Annotated in this window: 13 protein-coding genes; 6 read left to right on the top strand and 7 right to left on the bottom strand. The window is 61.3% G+C overall.

Annotated features, from left to right (window positions below):
- Nucleotides 1–263: 263 nt before the first annotated feature.
- Nucleotides 264–800, top strand: a complete 537-nt coding sequence (locus KF712_03470; GenBank protein ID MBX3740026.1) for a DUF2059 domain-containing protein — start codon at nt 264–266, stop codon at nt 798–800.
- On the opposite strand, the gene KF712_03475 is transcribed toward KF712_03470, so the two are convergent.
- A complete protein-coding gene (locus KF712_03475; protein MBX3740027.1) occupies nt 801–1,511 on the bottom strand; it encodes an outer membrane lipoprotein-sorting protein in 711 nt (236 codons plus the stop codon).
- 167 nt (nt 1,512–1,678) lie between these two features.
- Here KF712_03475 and KF712_03480 point away from each other — a divergent pair, with 167 nt between their 5' ends.
- Together KF712_03480 and KF712_03485 are read left to right on the top strand one after the other, a co-directional pair.
- Nucleotides 1,679–2,668: a hypothetical protein gene (locus KF712_03480; GenBank protein MBX3740028.1), complete on the top strand. Its 990-nt coding sequence runs from the start codon at nt 1,679–1,681 to the stop codon at nt 2,666–2,668.
- A gap of 35 nt (nt 2,669–2,703) precedes the next feature.
- Nucleotides 2,704–3,639, top strand: coding sequence for a 2-dehydropantoate 2-reductase (locus tag KF712_03485; GenBank protein MBX3740029.1), 936 nt, complete (start codon nt 2,704–2,706; stop codon nt 3,637–3,639).
- A gap of 98 nt (nt 3,640–3,737) precedes the next feature.
- Here KF712_03485 and KF712_03490 read toward each other — a convergent pair whose 3' ends face one another.
- From KF712_03490 to smc, 3 genes are all read right to left on the bottom strand, one after another.
- Entirely contained in the window at nt 3,738–5,666 is a 1,929-nt protein-coding gene (locus KF712_03490; protein MBX3740030.1) for a fructose-bisphosphatase class III, read from the bottom strand.
- Nucleotides 5,667–6,151: 485 nt separating this feature from the next.
- A complete protein-coding gene (locus KF712_03495; protein MBX3740031.1) occupies nt 6,152–7,156 on the bottom strand; it encodes a multidrug resistance efflux transporter family protein in 1,005 nt (334 codons plus the stop codon).
- Between the two features lie 177 nt (nt 7,157–7,333).
- Nucleotides 7,334–11,116 (bottom strand): chromosome segregation protein SMC, encoded by a 3,783-nt coding sequence (gene smc / locus KF712_03500; protein ID MBX3740032.1) that lies wholly within the window; start codon nt 11,114–11,116, stop codon nt 7,334–7,336.
- A gap of 415 nt (nt 11,117–11,531) precedes the next feature.
- Between smc and KF712_03505 the strand changes: the two genes are divergently transcribed.
- On the top strand, nt 11,532–12,653 hold the full coding sequence (locus tag KF712_03505) for a uracil-DNA glycosylase (protein MBX3740033.1): 1,122 nt from the start codon (nt 11,532–11,534) through the stop codon (nt 12,651–12,653).
- 24 nt (nt 12,654–12,677) lie between these two features.
- Here KF712_03505 and KF712_03510 read toward each other — a convergent pair whose 3' ends face one another.
- The 3 genes from KF712_03510 to KF712_03520 form a co-directional block, all read right to left on the bottom strand.
- The gene (locus KF712_03510; GenBank protein ID MBX3740034.1) at nt 12,678–13,391 is read right to left on the bottom strand and encodes a hypothetical protein; all 714 of its coding nucleotides are present in this window, start codon (nt 13,389–13,391) and stop codon (nt 12,678–12,680) included.
- On the bottom strand, nt 13,388–14,407 hold the full coding sequence (locus KF712_03515) for an ROK family protein (protein MBX3740035.1): 1,020 nt from the start codon (nt 14,405–14,407) through the stop codon (nt 13,388–13,390). The genes KF712_03510 and KF712_03515 overlap by 4 nt, the downstream gene beginning before the upstream one ends.
- 154 nt (nt 14,408–14,561) lie before the next feature.
- Nucleotides 14,562–14,795 (bottom strand): hypothetical protein, encoded by a 234-nt coding sequence (locus KF712_03520; GenBank protein MBX3740036.1) that lies wholly within the window; start codon nt 14,793–14,795, stop codon nt 14,562–14,564.
- On the opposite strand from KF712_03520, the gene KF712_03525 reads away from it, so the two are divergent.
- Together KF712_03525 and KF712_03530 are read left to right on the top strand one after the other, a co-directional pair.
- Nucleotides 14,764–15,312, top strand: coding sequence for an N-acetylmuramoyl-L-alanine amidase (locus KF712_03525; GenBank protein ID MBX3740037.1), 549 nt, complete (start codon nt 14,764–14,766; stop codon nt 15,310–15,312). The two genes, KF712_03520 and KF712_03525, sit on opposite strands and share 32 nt — an antisense overlap.
- Nucleotides 15,261–15,701: a YkgJ family cysteine cluster protein gene (locus tag KF712_03530; protein MBX3740038.1), complete on the top strand. Its 441-nt coding sequence runs from the start codon at nt 15,261–15,263 to the stop codon at nt 15,699–15,701. Before KF712_03525 ends, KF712_03530 begins: the two co-directional genes overlap by 52 nt.
- The last annotated feature ends 13 nt before the right edge of the window (nt 15,702–15,714 follow it).

The raw sequence follows: 15,714 nt of genomic DNA on the forward strand, positions 1-15,714 counted from the left end.
CGGATTGCCAACATCCGACGGGGAATGCCCTGAGGTTGATCCTTTTTTTGAGGCAATCCGGAGGCTTGCCTTCCTTTCCTTCTGTCGTAGGACGCCTTTGCCGTGGGTTCCTGCTGCAGCCGGGGGACAGGAATGGGAGCGAGGCGGACATAGCGGCATAGCCGCAATGTCCACCCTCCATACGGAGAGCTCCGGCGGAACGCAGGCGGATGCCCCAAGGATTCCTTGACCGTTTCGGGATTTGCGCGAGTGTCTGCCTCATCATGAAACGCCCGCTTCTGCTGTTGTTGCTTTCCGTCTCAGCCATTTTCGCCCAGGCGGAGCCTTCCGCGGAAGCCCTCAATGCCGCCAAGGAACTCACCAAGGCACTCGGACTGGAGAAGCAGCACGAAGCCGGTCTTGCGACCATGACTCCCATGATCGAAGGCCTCGCGAAGCGTCTTCAACTCGACGAGAAGGACTCCAACGATCTCCGGGAAGCCTACAAGGAGTGGTTCACCAAGGATCTGGACCAGACGAAGCTGCGCGAGGAAGTGACGAAACTCTACGCCCAGACTTTCACCGTTGAGGAACTGAAGGAACTCAATGCGTTCTATGTTTCCCCGATCGGCCAGAAAACGGTGAAAGCCATGCCGGAGATCATGCAGAAATCCGCCATGCTGGGCATGCAGGAAGCCCAGAGCAAGCAGGCTCTCCTCCAGGCCCGTCTCCAGCCGTTCATCGAGAAAGCCAGCGCCAAACAGCAGCCGGCTCCCGGACAAGGACCGGCTCCGTTCCCGACGCCAGCCCCTGGACAGTGATCACTTCCTGAGTCCCCGCGGACCGGCTTTCTTCGGCGTGTCGAACGTCACCGTGGTGACGGAGGTGCGCCGTTCCTTGCCGGCGTCCCCGTCATAGGTGGAGACCTGCATCTTTTTCAGCGTCCAGACGCCTCCGCCGATCTCCATCACATCCTCGACCTTGAACTCCTTCAGCAGCTTGCTGTTGCTGAAGCCGCGGATCTGCATGAAGGCGCCGAACTTCGCGTCCACCCAGATATAGACGGTGTCATACCGGCCCGCCGTGCCCTTCGGCTTGTTCACCCGCAGCTTGTAGGCGGGGCGTCCGCCGATCTGCTCCTGGCCTTCCAGTGTCGGGTTCGGCCAGTAGAAGAAACGCAGGGCGAGGTCCTCATAGGTCAGATCTGTGCCCGCGATGGGTTGGGTGATCTTCGCATCCGGGAACTTGAAGGTCTTTTCATCCTTCATTTCGAACAGGTCATAGGACTTGTCCGAGAGACGCATGTGGAACGTCTGCCAGATGTTGTTTTCGTGGAACTGGAACTGAATTTCCTTACCCTTCAGGTAGAGGACGATGGGTACTTTCCCATTCAACTTCCCGTTCAGGCCTTCCTCCACCTGGGTGAGGGTGGCGGAAACACGCGCTCCCTCCAGGATCTGCTGGGCATTCTGGGCGAACGCCGCGGGAGCGACGAGGGCGATGGTGGACGCGAGGGCGATTTTGAAATTCATACGTCAAAGATGGCTCAATCACCTGATAGGACAAGTGCCGGGGTGATTTCCTTCAAAAAACCCTTACGGCGGAATCGGAATTCTAAAATCCTCCTTTTTGAAGCTTGATGATCGGACCTGCTCCGAATTGGATTCTCGGCGAACGCTCCGCACGTTCCCCATCACCCATGAGTCTCCGCAAACAGCTATCGGACATCCTGCCCGCTCTCCTTCCCGGCAACCCTTCCGATGCGATCAAAGGCACCGAGCTGATCCGCCTGACCCGCCTGCAACTCACCGGGAACTATTCGGACGCCTCCCTGCGCTACCATTTCTCGATCATGTCCTGTGATCCGGCCTCGCCGATCGCCAAGGTCGAGAAAGGCCAGGGCTACTACCGCCGCAGCGCGCCGCTGCCGGAGCTGTCCGGTGCCCAGGAACTGCTCTCAATGACCCAAGGGCGTCTGGAGGATCTCACGGCCGACCATGGCGGGATGGATGACGCCATGCTGCGTATCCGCAAGTTCCGCGCGGTGGTCACCCGCTACTACGAGGTCAACGGACGTTTCCCATTCGCTTTCCGCAAGGCATTCGGCAAGGACGCCCCGATCAGCAATCTCTGGAAGTATCCCGAACTGGTTCTGGTCGATTGGGAAACCGGCGGCTCGCCGGACGAGGAAATGTCCCTGGATGAGACGATGCTGGCGTTCAAGCAGCGGCTGGGCATCCCTCCGTTCCGCCTGCATGCCGCCCGTCTGAGGCTGCAGCCGTCGCTGTCCACCTACCGTGAGGACTTTTTCCAGACCCTCGCCGTCTCCATGTGGTCGCAGGGCGGGGAGTTGATCTATGCCGGTCCTGTGGAGGACGAGGCGCTGGCGGACAGCCTGCGGAAACTCAGCGCCGCATTTGGAGTCGGTGTCACATCTTTCGGCCTGACGGCGGAGGCGCTGGAGGAGCTGCCGCGTCCGGCGAACATCCTCAACGCCCACCCACGGGAAACCGAAGCGATCATGGCCCGTCTGGAGATCAACCGCATCGCCGCGCCGCGTTCCCGGCCTCATCTGGACTGGAACGCCCTCAGCTCGATGCGCCATGAATCAGAGGAAGCGGAAAAACTCGTCGGGTGGCTGACCCGCTGCATCGACGAACGTCGCGCGGAGAGCTACAAGGAAGACTGATTTGACGCCGTTCGTGGGATGTCCGACGCTCGGGCATGGCATGGAATTTCAAGAGTGTGGCGATCGTCGGTTCAGGTGCCATCGGCTTGTATTATGGCGGGCGGCTGGCGCAGGCCGGGGAGAACGTGAAATTCCTGCTGCGCTCGGATTTTGATGAAATTTCGAAGAATGGTCTGAAGGTCGAAAGCTGCGAGGGTGACTTCGATCTTCCGAAGGTCCAGGCCTTCCGGACACCGGAGGAAATCGGCCCGGTGGACCTGGTGATCGTCTGCTGGAAGGCGACCGCCAACGCGAGCCTGCCGGATGTTCTGCCGCCGTTGCTGCATTGCGCGACCGAGGTGCTGACGCTCCAGAACGGGCTGGGGAATTGCGAGGCGATCGCGGAGATTGTGGGGCCGGAGCGGGTGCTTGGCGGGCTTTGCTTCGTCTGCATCAACCGGCTTTCCTCCGGATTGGTCAGCCATACTGCGGGCGGCAAGATCATGGTGGGGGAATACGCGCGCGGAGTCGAAGGGAGGGCGGAGGAAATCGCCCACCGTTTCAAGGCGGCGGGCATCCCATGCTCGGCGGCGGATAATCTCCAGCGCGCGCAGTGGGAGAAACTCATCTGGAATGTCCCCTTCAACGGCCTCTCCGTCGCGGAAGGAGGCGTCACCACCGACATCCTGCTGGCGGACCCGGCCGTTGAAAATCGCATCAGGACGATCATGCATGAGGTCGTGGCCGCTGCGAACGCGCAGGGGCTGGGGGTGGAGGAATCCTGGATCGAATGGAACATCGGGCGCACCCGGCCGATGGGCTCCTACAAGCCATCGACCATGATCGATTTCGTCGAAGGTCGTGAACTTGAGTTGGGTCCCATCTGGGAGGAACCCATCCGTCGTGCGAGACAGGCCGGAGTGCCGGTTCCGGAGATGGAGCGGCTGTTGGCCGACATGAAGCGGCAGGTGGCCGCGAGGGACGCAGGGTAGCGAACCTCGTGAGAGGTTCGGCGGAGTAAACCCACCACCACCCAACCGGGGCCGGTCCCCAACAGACTTCCCTCCACGCGGAAGCCTCAAAGCTTCCGCTACTTTTTCTCGTGCAGTTCGCCGTTGCGGTAGGCGTCGATGAGTTGGAGCAGCATGTTGATCGAAATGTCGATCTCCGCACCGCGTTCCGTATCCCGCACCTTCCGCGGCGTGTCGAATTTCCGCAAGACCGTCATTTTGGGAATGATGTCCAATCCTTCCAGAACGGCGGTCTTCGGGTCAGGGAAGGCGTGGTGCTCCGCCAGCGTGTCTCCCTCCGGACCGAGGATCAGTGTGTAGCCGCGGTCACCGTAGGCCTCCGAAAAGGCTCCATCGATGGTGATGGCATTGCCACCCCGCTTCACCGGGTTCTCACCCTTGTCGATCTTCACCGGCACGTGGCCGTTCACCAACAGGCCGCCGCCTTCCACACCCATGTCCCTGGCGATCTGGTCGCAGAAGTCGAAGTCGTGGATCCACTGGAACCATGGATTGCTGTGCTCCTTGTGGGTGGACTTGTCCGCGATGAGATAGGTCTCCAGCGTCGCCATCCGGTCCTTCCCGAAGAGCGGGGAGAGGGGACCGGCCCACAGGTAGTAGAACCAGTCCTTGTCGGCCTCCGTGGCGTCAGCGGCACCGGATCGGAAGGCGCGTTTGATGACCTTGGTGAAGGCTTCGAAAAGCTCCGGCCCACGGTGTTCACGGCCATCCACCACCAGCGGCAGGTACCTCCCGCATTCCTCCACCGGCAGGCAGGCGTGGAAGATGACCGCCTGGTCCCGAACGACCGCCATCCGGCCGTATTCCGCCATCCAGTTCATGTGCTGCCACAGCCGCGGTGAACTGACGAAGCTCTGTTCGATCTGCTGCATGCAGTCCTCCTCCTCCGGTGAGAGGCGGTTCGGATCCGCTGGGTCGATGGTCGGAAAGAAAGTGTCCCGCAGGGGATGGGTGACACCGTCGATGGTGATGGTGCCGTCCGCGTGGTCGAGGTGTTTCAGCAGATCCCTTTTCCCCATCTCCCACTCCGGGTGCCGGGCGATGAGCTGGCCTTCCAGCTTGAACTGGATGACGGCGATGGCTTTCTGCATCCGCGCCACAGTCAGCGGATCACGCCGGCCGCTGCGCTTTGCCTGGAACCTTTCGGCGGGATCGCTCCCATAGATCGTCAGTGCCAGCATTTCGAGTGGTTTCGTCAGCAAACCGTAGCCTTCCTCGATCTGGTACATCCGGAGATACCGCAGGGAAATCCTCAGCACCGTGGCGATGGACGCCCGCTGGCCGAGGCAGGCCCCCATCCAGATGACGTCATGGTTGCCCCATACCAATGAGACATTCGGCTGACGCATCAGGTAGTCCACCACCTTGTCCAGACGTGGACCACGGTCACCCAGGTCGCCCGCCACGATCAGTTCCTCGACCGTCAGGTTCCGGATGAAATGGGATGCCGTCCGGATCAGCTCGAAATCCAGATCCAGCGCGCTGATTTCCCGCAACTGGACGTCGATCATCGCCGGGTCGTGGCCGCCTGCCGGGTAGTTGAGCATCGCTTCGAAGAATTCCCGGTGCTCTTTCGGGGCCAGCACCTTCACATCCTTGCGCCGGCGGGTGCGGATCAGCGCGCGGATCAGGGTGAACTGCCGCTCGAGGATGGTCTTCACCCAGGCGTGGCGGCGGGTGGAATCCGCCAGCAGCGCGGGCTTCTTCAGGATGATGACCTCGGTCGGATAGTAGAGAACATTCATCAGGTCCTGCACTTCGTCCGCATCCAGATGATCGCCGAAAGATGTTTCGACCAGAGGGCGCAGCCGGCCGCTGGCGTTGTTGATGACATGCCGGAGCTTCTGGTTCTCTCCGTGGATGTCGGAAATGACGTGGATCACCCCCTTCGGCAGCTCCTTGGTCGCTCTCAGCGCGGCCACCTCCGCGGCTGCGGAGGAGATGGTGGGATAGTGTTGGGAGAGGATTCGGAGAGCGGGATTCGGCATACCGGGAAAGCGTCCCACCCAGTCTGCGAACCATGACCTTCCAAGGCAAGATTACCCGCCAAAAAACGATTGTGAATAACTTGTGAGAACCCGGATACAGTCGCGAAATGCAGTGATATCAAGGCCTCCGGTGCGTGGAATGAGTGATTGGAACAAATGTATCACTCCTATTACGGGTCCAAGTCTTACAATGTAGTTTATTCACCGGTGATTTGGAGCTTGATGGCTCGTTTGGATTCGTAACTAGCTTGAATTAAAAATATTGTGATGATTTAGAAAAAGATCCGCCCAGCTCTCCACAAGTTATTCACATCACGGGGAACCACCCGAAATGCCTTAGATTGCGACGTTTTCGTTTCCAATCGAGGATCCCGCGCGGTGCAGAATGCTATGATCGAGGGATTGTGAATAACTTGTGCAAATGGCCGATTTTGATCCGGCAAGGGGATGCCAATCGGATTTGTATTCATAACGCTCCTCCGTGCTCAGCCGCCTCTGTCGCTCCGCATGGCCTTGAGGTCCCCACCGCCGGGCGGTGACATCCAGGAGACGAGCAGGGCAAAGGCGATGATTCCGAGGATGACAAGGATCGCACCGGTCAGCGCGATCCCGCGGGGCCATGATTCGTTCAGAAAGGTGACGCCCAGCAACATGGCGAAAATCAGCTCCGAAGCCTGCATGGATTCCGCCGCTCCCAGTGCGATCGGTTGGTCCCTAACCATGCCCGTCGCTTCGAAGAAAAGGATCGTGGCGATCACGCCCGCACTGAGGGCGACCCCCGCCGCCAGCCCGATCTGGCCCGGAGAGGGCAGGCCGGCTTGGGTGAAACCAAAGACCGCGACCAGGATCCACAGTGGCTGGCTGACCAGGGTCATGCCGAACACCCGCTGCGCGGCGGTCAGCTCTTCTTTGGTCCGCTCCAGATGGAGCAGCAGCAGGCGGTTGCCCAGAGGGTAGGCAACAGCGCCGACGATCACACAACCGGCCGCGATCCATGCCTGCGCATCCAGCGGTTCGCCACGCTGCCCGGTCTGCATCAGGATCACGCCGGAAAGGATGAGGAGGGATATGGCGATGCCGGAGGAGGGGATCCGCCTCCTTTCATCCCGATAGATGAAAGGCGAGCAGAGCATCCCGGCGATGACCGTGAACTGGAAGGTGCCCGCCACCAGCCACGACGGGCCGCTGGAGGCCGCATAGGAGAGCGTGCCATAGAATAGGAGGAAACCGATGGCACCGCACTTCAACCACGCCCAGGGATGGGCGGTGATCGAAAGCAGGATCGGCCGGACACCGCCCTGCCATGGCATGAGGGGAAGCAGCAGGGGAAGGGTGATGAAATAGCGCAGGCTGGCAGTCCAGGCCCAGTGGCCGCCATCGGTGGCGCTCGCGCGGTTCAGCACGTAGGTGAGCGTGAAGAACAACGCGGAGCAGAATGCGATGAACACCGCGAGCACGGGACGGCGTCGGACGTTGCCGGAGGAGATCATGGCGGATCGGGAGACAGGTGGCGCACCGTCGGCCCCGAAGGTAGTGGGGGTTGCGGATTTGCCAACGGGAATGCACCGCTTCCGGGGGCAATGAAATTGGGGGCGGAGCGGTGGCCACCCGGCCATGCGCTCCACCCCCGTTTTCCCTCTCCTGTCTGGAGATCTTTTGTCGCGCCGTCAGGCATCCAGCCGCAGGGCGGCTTTCTGGGCGGCGGTCTTCGCCTCGCCCTTATGGGCGTCGGACGCCGCGTCGGAGTGCGTGAGGCGCATGCCGACCGGCTTGGAAACTCCGAACTCCTCCATCGTCACGCCATACATGACATCGGCGCGGGCCATGGTCCGCTTCGAGTGGGTGACGATGATGAACTGGCTGCGGTCGATGAAGCGGTCCAGCACCTTGACGAAACGGTTGATGTTCGACTCGTCCAGTGGCGCGTCCAGCTCGTCCAGCACGCAGAACGGGCTGGGCTTGATCATGTAGATCGAGAACAGCAGGGCGACGGCGGTCATCGACCGCTCACCACCGGAAAGCAGCGTGATGGATTGGAGCTTCTTGCCGGGCGGCTTGGCGATGACTTCGATGCCGGATTCCAGCGGGTCGGACTCATCCAGCAACATGAGGTCCGCTTCGCCCTTCTCGCCGAAGAGTTCCTTGAACATGCCGCGGAAGTTCACCTTCACCTGGGCGAAGGTCTCCGCGAACAGGCGCTGGGTTTCCGTGTTGATCCGCTCGATCACCTCCAGCAACTCGGCCTTCGAGCTGACGAGATCCTCGTGCTGGTTGCGGAGGAAATTGTAACGCTCCTCCAGTTCCTCGAACTCTTCGATGGCATCGAGGTTCACCGGTCCCATCGCATCGAGGCGGCGCTTGATGTCGGTGACGATGCTTTCGACGAAGGACCAGTCCGGCTCACCGGTCATCTCGCCCGGAATCTCATCATCATCGGACTTGGTGGCGTCCACCACCATCACGGGCATTTCCTCTTCCTCCGACTCATCGCCGGAGACGATGGTCTGGCGGCCACCGCGTGCCTGCATCGCCTTTTGCGAAGCGATGCTCGCCAGCAGCGCGTGGGCGTCAGGCTCGAAGGTGGCAAGCTCGATCTGGTAGCGCTCCTGGATCGCGTTGACGAGGCTCTCGATGCGAAGGTCCAGCTTGGTCGCGGCGACTTCCTCGCGGCCTTTCTGTTCGTTCACCTGCGCATGGTCCCGGCGGACGGCGGCGAGGGCGATCTCGGCGGCTTCGATGGCCTCCAACAACACGGCACGACCGGCGGCACGGGACTCGATTTCGACCTCCAGATCCTCCACCTCGCAGCGATGGGTTTCGCATTCCTCGGCAAGGCGGGAGTTCTCCGCGATGGCGGCCTCGATCCGTTGGTCGAAGGAGGAAATCTCCGTCTCGCGGCGGATGGCGATCTCGCGGAGCTCGGACAGGCGGGCCTCCATCGGCTTCTGCTGTTCCTCGGCGGATTGCTTCGCGCGGCGCTCCACGGCCAGTTCTGTGCGGAGCTGGTTCAGTTCCTCCGTGATTTCCTGCTCGCGGCGGGTGACGGAATCCGACTCCGACTGGAGGCGGCGGCTTTCCGTTTCCAGACCTTCCAGTCGCTCGCGGGCGGAGGCCAGTTCGGACTCCAGGTGCTCGCGGCCTTCAGCGGCGGCGCGTTCGCGGTTCTCCAGTTCACCACGCTCCCAGCGGATGTTCTCCAGCTTGGTTTCGAGGTTCTCCACCTCGCGGCTGGCGAGGCTGAGCTGGCCCTGGAGGGTGGAGAGATCCACCTTCTGGCGTTGCAGGCGTTCGCGGGAAACCTCGACTTCCTCTCTGAGTTGCTCGAGGCGGGCTTCCAGTTCGGCCACGCGGTTGCGGGCGGCTTCGTCGGCGGCGGTCAACGCGGCGACTTCCGCTTCCAGCGTGCGGACCTCGTTCTGGCGTTCCAGGAAGGAGGCATTTCCTTCAGGGGTCGCACCGCCGCGCAGCGTGCCTTCGCCGCCGAGGATCACTCCGGCGAGCGTGATGATGGTCACGCCCGGATGATTCGGGCGCAGGCGCAGGGCGGTGCTGAGGTTCGGGACGATGAGTGTTTTATCGAGCAGCTTCTCGATGATGGGGGTGACACGGCGGTCGGACTTCACCCGGTCCAGCGCCCATGCGGTGGCACCTTCCGGCAGTGCCTCCATCTGCGTGCCGCTGCTGTGGCCGATGAAGGTTTCCGGGAGGATGGCGGCGATGCCGAGACTCTTCTCCGTGAGCCGCTGGATGATGGCTTCCGCCACGTTCTGGTCTTGCACCAGCACCGTCTGGAGGTGGCTGCCGAGGGCGGCCTCGATGGCACGGGCGCAGGTGTTGTCCGCCTCGATGAAGGAGGCGAGGACGCCGTGGATGCCTGGCTTGAACTCATCCGGCTGGCCGAGACCTTTCAGTACGTTCTGCGTGCCTTTTTCAAAGCCCTCGCCGCTCTCGACGAGCTGGCGGACGGCCTGGAGACGGGCCGCGCGCTGGGCGAGGATCTTGTTCGACTCGGTGGCCGCGGTGCGGGCGGCGTCGAGGTCCCCGCGGGTGTGCTGGTAGCCGCGTTCCGCTGCCTGGAAAGTCTCCTCCAACTCCGCAAGCATGGAGCCGGTCTGCTGGACCTCATCCGCGATGCGGGTCTGCTCACTGCGGGATTCCTCGATCGCGATGGTCTGGCGCTGCTCCTCATCCGCAAGCTGGCGGGCGCGTTCGCGCGTCCCTTCAAGCTGGGCGAGCGCGCTCTCGATCTTCGCCTGCATGGAGGCGATGATCGTCTGGGTGCGGTTCGCTTCGCCGCGGGTCTCGCGGAGCGTCGCCTCGATGCGGTTGCGCTCGTCACGCGTGCCTTGCGTCCGCTGCTCCTGTTCGGAAAGCAGGATCTCCTGCTCCGCGATGCGGCGGCTCAGTTGGTCGAGCGCCTCGTTGGCGGCGATGACGTCGAACTCCTGCTGCGCGAGCTTCTCGCGGGTGGCGGCGATGTCCTCGTGGTTCTGGCGGATGCGGGACTCAAGCTCGGCTTTCCTCTCCTCGTTGAAGGCCATCCGGCCGGATGCGGAGGTCAGCGCGTTGCGGTGCTCGTTGAGACGCTGGCGGAGTTCCGCGAGTTCGCCCTCGAACGTGCGGGCTTCGGAACGCGCTTCGGAAACGGCCTGCTCTTTCGCGGGGAGCTGCATCTGCAGCTCGGTGTCGCGGACTTCGAGGCCATGGATCGAGGTTTCCAGCTCGGCGCGTTCCGCGGAAAGCTCCACGAATTTCCGATGACCCAGATGGGTGTCCAGCACGCGGGTGTCCGCAGCCAGCGCCTGATAGCGGCGGGCCTTCGCCACTTGGCGGCGGAGGGAGTTCATCCGGCGCTCCTGCTCCGCCAGCACGTCGGAGACACGCAGCAGGTTGGCCTCCGTGTATTCCAGCTTGCGGAGCGCTTCCTTTTTCTCGCGCTTGAACTTGGTGATCCCGGCGGCTTCCTCGAAGACCGCGCGGCGTTCCTCCGGCTTGGAGGAAAGGATCTGGTCGATCTGGCCCTGCGCCATGATCGAGTAGGCGGTGCGGCCGATGCCAGTGTCCATGAGCATGTCATGGATGTCCTTCAGGCGGCACAGCGTGTTGTTGATCCGGTATTCGGAGCGGCCGTCGCGGAACACCCGGCGGGTGATGGATACCTCGTTGAAGTCCACCTTCAGCGACTCCTCGCAGTCCGCCATGGTCAGCGTGACTTCCGCCATGCCCAGCGGCTTCCGTTTCTCGGTGCCGTTGAAGATGACGTCCGCCATCTCGCCGCCGCGCAGGGCCTTGGCGGAGGTCTCGCCGAGCACCCAGCGGATGGCATCGACGACGTTGGATTTGCCGCATCCGTTCGGACCGACGATGCCGGTCACGCCTTGGGCGAATTCGAACACGGTCTTGTCCGCGAACGACTTGAAGCCGTGGATCTCCAGTGTTTTTAAATACATTCCGACAGGAAAGGTTAGAGGTTACGCCCGAGAGGGAAGTGGGCAACGGGGAGCTTACCTGCGGATCCGGTGACGGCAATCAGTGAGGATGATTTGCGCTATATGTGGTGTTGTTTTATAGATAAAAATACCATATGTGGTATTTTGGGGTATTTAACCATTATTTAGTATTCCGCAGGGATACCCCCGGAATCATTGGAACAGAGCACGATGGAAGCGGGGGAGGGTCCGCCCCTTCGAAGCCCGGTTGGCACCGCTGCCTTACTTCACTCCCGCGGCGGTCATCGCGGCGAACCACTTCGCGGCCATCTTTTCCTAGCCTTGGGGTTTGTCAGGGAAAGCGCGATGACGGGAGTAGGTAGAGGCGGCATCACTTGACAGCCAGTGGATTTTTCATTCCTTCCTTGGTTCATTCATGCAGCCTGAAGATCGATCGTTCTCGCTAAAAGACCCTGTCGAAATGGAACGGCGGAAAGGAATGCTTTCGCATCCTCATATGGAGCCGCTTACCCAGTATTTGGAAAGACTGCGAAGTGATCGCGGGATTGGTCGCGAAACCCCTGATTTCGATCCTTGCGATGGAGGAATTCGTGCGAAACTCCTTTTTCTTCTGGAAGCTCCTGGACCTCGAGCTGTTGGGTCTTCGTTTGTTTCCCGGAATAATCCGGACCAGACGGCCAGAAACATGAACAGTCTGCTTCAAGATTCTCTGTTGCCGAGGGCCGACACGATTCTCTGGAACATAGTTCCTTGGTATGTGGGCAACGGCAGGAAAATCAGAAAGGTGACTCCGGAGGATATTGAGCAGGCGACTCCCTATCTGAGTGAACTTGTGGCACTACTTCCGAATCTGGAAGGGATTGTTCTGGTTGGTAAGAACGCCCAATCTGCCCGGAACATCATCTCATGTGTCACCAACGCGCGGATATTCGAGGCACCGCATCCAAGCCCCCAAGCGTTCAATGTCTATCCATACAAACGGGAGGAGGCTCGGGCTGTTTTTCTTGAGGCCTCCGCATTCATCAAGTCTCGCCAGAAAGGTCCTGCCTTATCCGAAGCAAAACCTACCTTTCCTGCGATACGATTGCTTCATCAAAGGATAGGCTCCGTCAGCAATTCACATGTGGGGGCCGATTTCGAAGATCTCGCCCGAAAATTCTTTGCCCTGCAAGGGATTGACCTTCTTCCAAGGTTTCCACTTGGGATTGGGTTGTCTGATTTGAAGGGGATTCATCGCTTTGATCTCGGTTCCGAGTCCCCGAAGATCATTGTTGAGTGTAAATCACACCGCTGGACTGCTTCGGGTTTGGTGCCTAGTGCCAAGATGGCCGTTTGGAACGAAGCCATGTATTACTTTCTCCTGGCCCCTCGTGACTACCGGAAGATTTTTTTCGTCCTCCATGATCGGAGAAAGGGGAATGGAGAAAGCCTGTTATCCTATTACCGGCGCACCCGTCATCATCTGATTCCTGAGGGGGTGGAATTCATCGAATGGGACGAGTCCGCCAACGGAGTGGTGGGAATTGAGAGATCCTGAAAGGGGAATTATTCTCTGGCTGCCTCACTTCACTCCCGCAGCGGTCATCCCGGCGAACCACTTCGAGGCCATCTTTTCCTGGCCTTGGGGGTTCGGATGCGCCCAGTCGAAGGTGTCCGTGCCCGGGAGGGCCGGATTCTCCACCCAGCCTTTGTAATGATCGATGGCCACCACCGGTGAGTCCGCCGTGGAGAGACGCTCCGCCATGCCTGCGAAGAGGGGGCGGAATTCCACCGATGCGCCACCGTTGAATGCGAGCTGGCCAACGAACACCTTCACCTTCGGGTTCCGCACCCGCAGTTCACGGACCAGATCCTCAAGTGGCGCGATGATCTCCGCCGCCGGATCCGTCGTCTTCTGGTCATTCGTGCCGAGATGGACCAGGACCACGTCCGGTGTGCCGATCTGTGGCAACGCGGCCTTCACCTTCGTCACCACGAAGGCGGTCTTCGCTCCATAGTAGCCCTCATGGTCCGCATCAAACGGGCGGCCCTCCGCCGTGTCCGGCCACGTTGCCGAGGCATTGAGACCTTTGGTGCGCGTGCCGATGAAGTCGAAGGCGATGCCCGCTTCGGCCAGCTTCCGTTGCAGGGGCAGCCGGTAGGTGTATTCCTCCGGCTTGTTGCCGCCCTGGGTGATGGAGTCACCCATGCAAAGGATCTTCAACGGCTCCGCGGCGGACAGACCGCTTGCGAGGAAGGCGAAGGACAGGGCCAATCTGATCGAGGAACCGATCATTGGAAGAGTTCGCGCGCCGTGTAGGCCATGCCGATGGCGGCCGCGCCATCGCCACCGATGGCCCATTCGAAACGGGTCGTCTCCTTCTCAGGATCCAGCGGGCTGTGGCAATAGACCGGCCAGGCACGGTCCTTGAAGCCTTCCTTGATCCAGTCCATGTAGTCGTCACGGAAAGAGGACTCAGCCAGACCACCACCGATCACCACGAGGCCGGGGTCGAAGGTCCGGACAAGATCCGCGATGGCATAGCCGAGGATGAAGCCCTGTTGCTTGAAGATGGAAATGGCCAGCGCGTCCCCTTGGGCGGCGAAGTCACGCAGGCGGAATGCCTTCTCCTCGATCGGCGGATTCCCTTCGTTGAGCGGGTGGCCCGCGTTCTCCGGTTTGGCGAGTTCAATGCCCACACGGCGGCGCAGCGCGACGAGCGAGACCCATGCCTCCGCGCAGCCCTTCAGGCCGCAGGAGCATTTCGGCAGTTCGCCATCATCCTCGCGGAAAGGAACGCTGATGTGGCCCACCTCGAGCGCGAGGCCGTTCATGCCTTCGAAACTGCGGCCACCCGGAAGGACGAAGCCACCACCCAGGCCGGTGCCGGGTGCGACGAGCAGCAGGCTGCCGAGGTGCTTGTTGCGCAGCGCGTATTCTCCCAGTGCGGCGGCATTGCCGTCGTTGGTCATGAAAACGGGGATGCCCGTGCGATCGGAAAGTTTGCCGCGGATGTCGGTGCCCACCCAGTCCTCGCCGAGGTTCGCGCGGCCCCAGATCACGCCATCGCTGCTCGGTGCGGGGACGTCCAGACCGATGCCGCGGATCTTGTCGCGGGGGATGCCTGCGTTCGCCGCCAGTTCGTCGAGAGCCTTGTCCAGTTGGCCGAAGGTGGATTCGTAGCCGTCCTTCACCTGGCTCCGTACTTCCACGTATGGTCCTACCTGTTCCCCCTGGGAATCGACGATGATGGATTTCACGGTGGTGCCGCCGATATCGAGGCCGACAAAGTGGGAGGTGGGATCGGACATAAAGGATGATGGAAATTAAGCGGTGCCAGCATGTTTGGAACGCCTTGGGGTGTCAAGATCCGGCCCGCTGGGATCACGGTGTGAAGGAACGCCGGATGCCCTCACAAGCAGTTAAGTTCATCCCTTTTTACATTCCCATTTTCATGATTATGTGCTACATCTCCCGGGTGCGACGGTTGAAATGGTTCCTGCCTTTGGGCGCCCTTTTGTTTTTCTGCTTCCAGTGCCGGCAGATCGGCCCGCCTTCCGGTGGACGGGATTCCTGGAGCAGTCCGCGTCCGGTATCGACCTCCTCGTCGTCGTCCTCATCATCGAGATCATCCGCGGCGGTTTCCGGGGGGACTTCGGTTTTCGGGATGATGCGCTCCGCGAACGTGCGCCAGGACATGGTGAGGAAAGGCAGCTACGGCCGCCGCATCACCGTGCCGATGAGCGCGCGCTACATCACCATCCACAGCACCCAGAACTATACTGCGGATGCGGAGCGTCACTCCGTCGCGCTGAAGCGCGGCGCACTGCGGACGAACCAGCGGCCTGGCTACCTGATCTGGCACTACACGGTGGATGACCGGGTGGCCATCCAGCACATGCCCACCAGCGAGCAGGGCGTGCATGCGGACTTCGCAGGGCCGGGCAACAGGTATTCCATCGGGATCGAGATGTGCGAGCACCGTGGCTGCAGCCGCTCCGCCACCATCGAGCGCACGGCGAAACTGACCGCAGCCCTGATGAAACAAAAAGGCATTCCCCTGAAAAATGTGGTGCCCCACTACCACTGGCCGCGGAAGGGCAAGAACCCACCGAACAAGAACTGCCCCCACTTCCTCCTCGATAATGGCAAGCCGGGAGCCAAATGGCGGGCATTCCTCGGCCGGGTGAACTACTACCACCAGCAGCTCCAGTGAACGTGCGGGAATCCTACGGAAGTCCCGGCAACAGGGACGTGGTGCTGGACCCGGATGTCACGTATGTCTGCCAGCGCTGCACCGCGTGCTGCAAGTGGCCGGGGGATGTGAGGCTGGAGGACGACGAGATCGGCCCCATCGCCGTGCATCTGGGGCTTTCGGAGTCTGAATTCATCGACCGCTACACCCGGCTGCGGACCAACCGCCAGGGACTTTCCCTCATCGAGAAGGAGAACCACGAGTGCATCATGCTGGAGGACAACCGCTGCGTGATCCACGAAGTGAAGCCGGAGCAATGCCGGGGCTTCCCGAACAAGTGGAACTTTCCGGGCTGGCAGCAGGTCTGCGAGGCGAAGGCGGTGCCGAAGAGGTTGACCGCGGACGGCTGAGCGGCGACAGACG

Source organism: Akkermansiaceae bacterium (assembly GCA_019634595.1).
Lineage (GTDB): Bacteria > Verrucomicrobiota > Verrucomicrobiia > Verrucomicrobiales > Akkermansiaceae > Luteolibacter.

Excerpts from the sequence above, each read along its gene's own strand:
- KF712_03470 (MBX3740026.1), top strand. The coding sequence starts at position 264 with ATGAAACGCCCGCTTCTGCTGTTGTTGCTTTCCGTCTCAGCCATTTTC.
- KF712_03475 (MBX3740027.1), bottom strand. The coding sequence starts at position 1,511 with ATGAATTTCAAAATCGCCCTCGCGTCCACCATCGCCCTCGTCGCTCCC.
- KF712_03480 (MBX3740028.1), top strand. The coding sequence starts at position 1,679 with ATGAGTCTCCGCAAACAGCTATCGGACATCCTGCCCGCTCTCCTTCCC.
- KF712_03485 (MBX3740029.1), top strand. The coding sequence starts at position 2,704 with ATGGCATGGAATTTCAAGAGTGTGGCGATCGTCGGTTCAGGTGCCATC.
- KF712_03490 (MBX3740030.1), bottom strand. The coding sequence starts at position 5,666 with ATGCCGAATCCCGCTCTCCGAATCCTCTCCCAACACTATCCCACCATC.
- KF712_03495 (MBX3740031.1), bottom strand. The coding sequence starts at position 7,156 with ATGATCTCCTCCGGCAACGTCCGACGCCGTCCCGTGCTCGCGGTGTTC.
- smc (MBX3740032.1), bottom strand. The coding sequence starts at position 11,116 with ATGTATTTAAAAACACTGGAGATCCACGGCTTCAAGTCGTTCGCGGAC.
- KF712_03505 (MBX3740033.1), top strand. The coding sequence starts at position 11,532 with ATGCAGCCTGAAGATCGATCGTTCTCGCTAAAAGACCCTGTCGAAATG.
- KF712_03510 (MBX3740034.1), bottom strand. The coding sequence starts at position 13,391 with ATGATCGGTTCCTCGATCAGATTGGCCCTGTCCTTCGCCTTCCTCGCA.
- KF712_03515 (MBX3740035.1), bottom strand. The coding sequence starts at position 14,407 with ATGTCCGATCCCACCTCCCACTTTGTCGGCCTCGATATCGGCGGCACC.
- KF712_03525 (MBX3740037.1), top strand. The coding sequence starts at position 14,764 with ATGATGCGCTCCGCGAACGTGCGCCAGGACATGGTGAGGAAAGGCAGC.
- KF712_03520 (MBX3740036.1), bottom strand. The coding sequence starts at position 14,795 with ATGTCCTGGCGCACGTTCGCGGAGCGCATCATCCCGAAAACCGAAGTC.
- KF712_03530 (MBX3740038.1), top strand. The coding sequence starts at position 15,261 with ATGGCGGGCATTCCTCGGCCGGGTGAACTACTACCACCAGCAGCTCCA.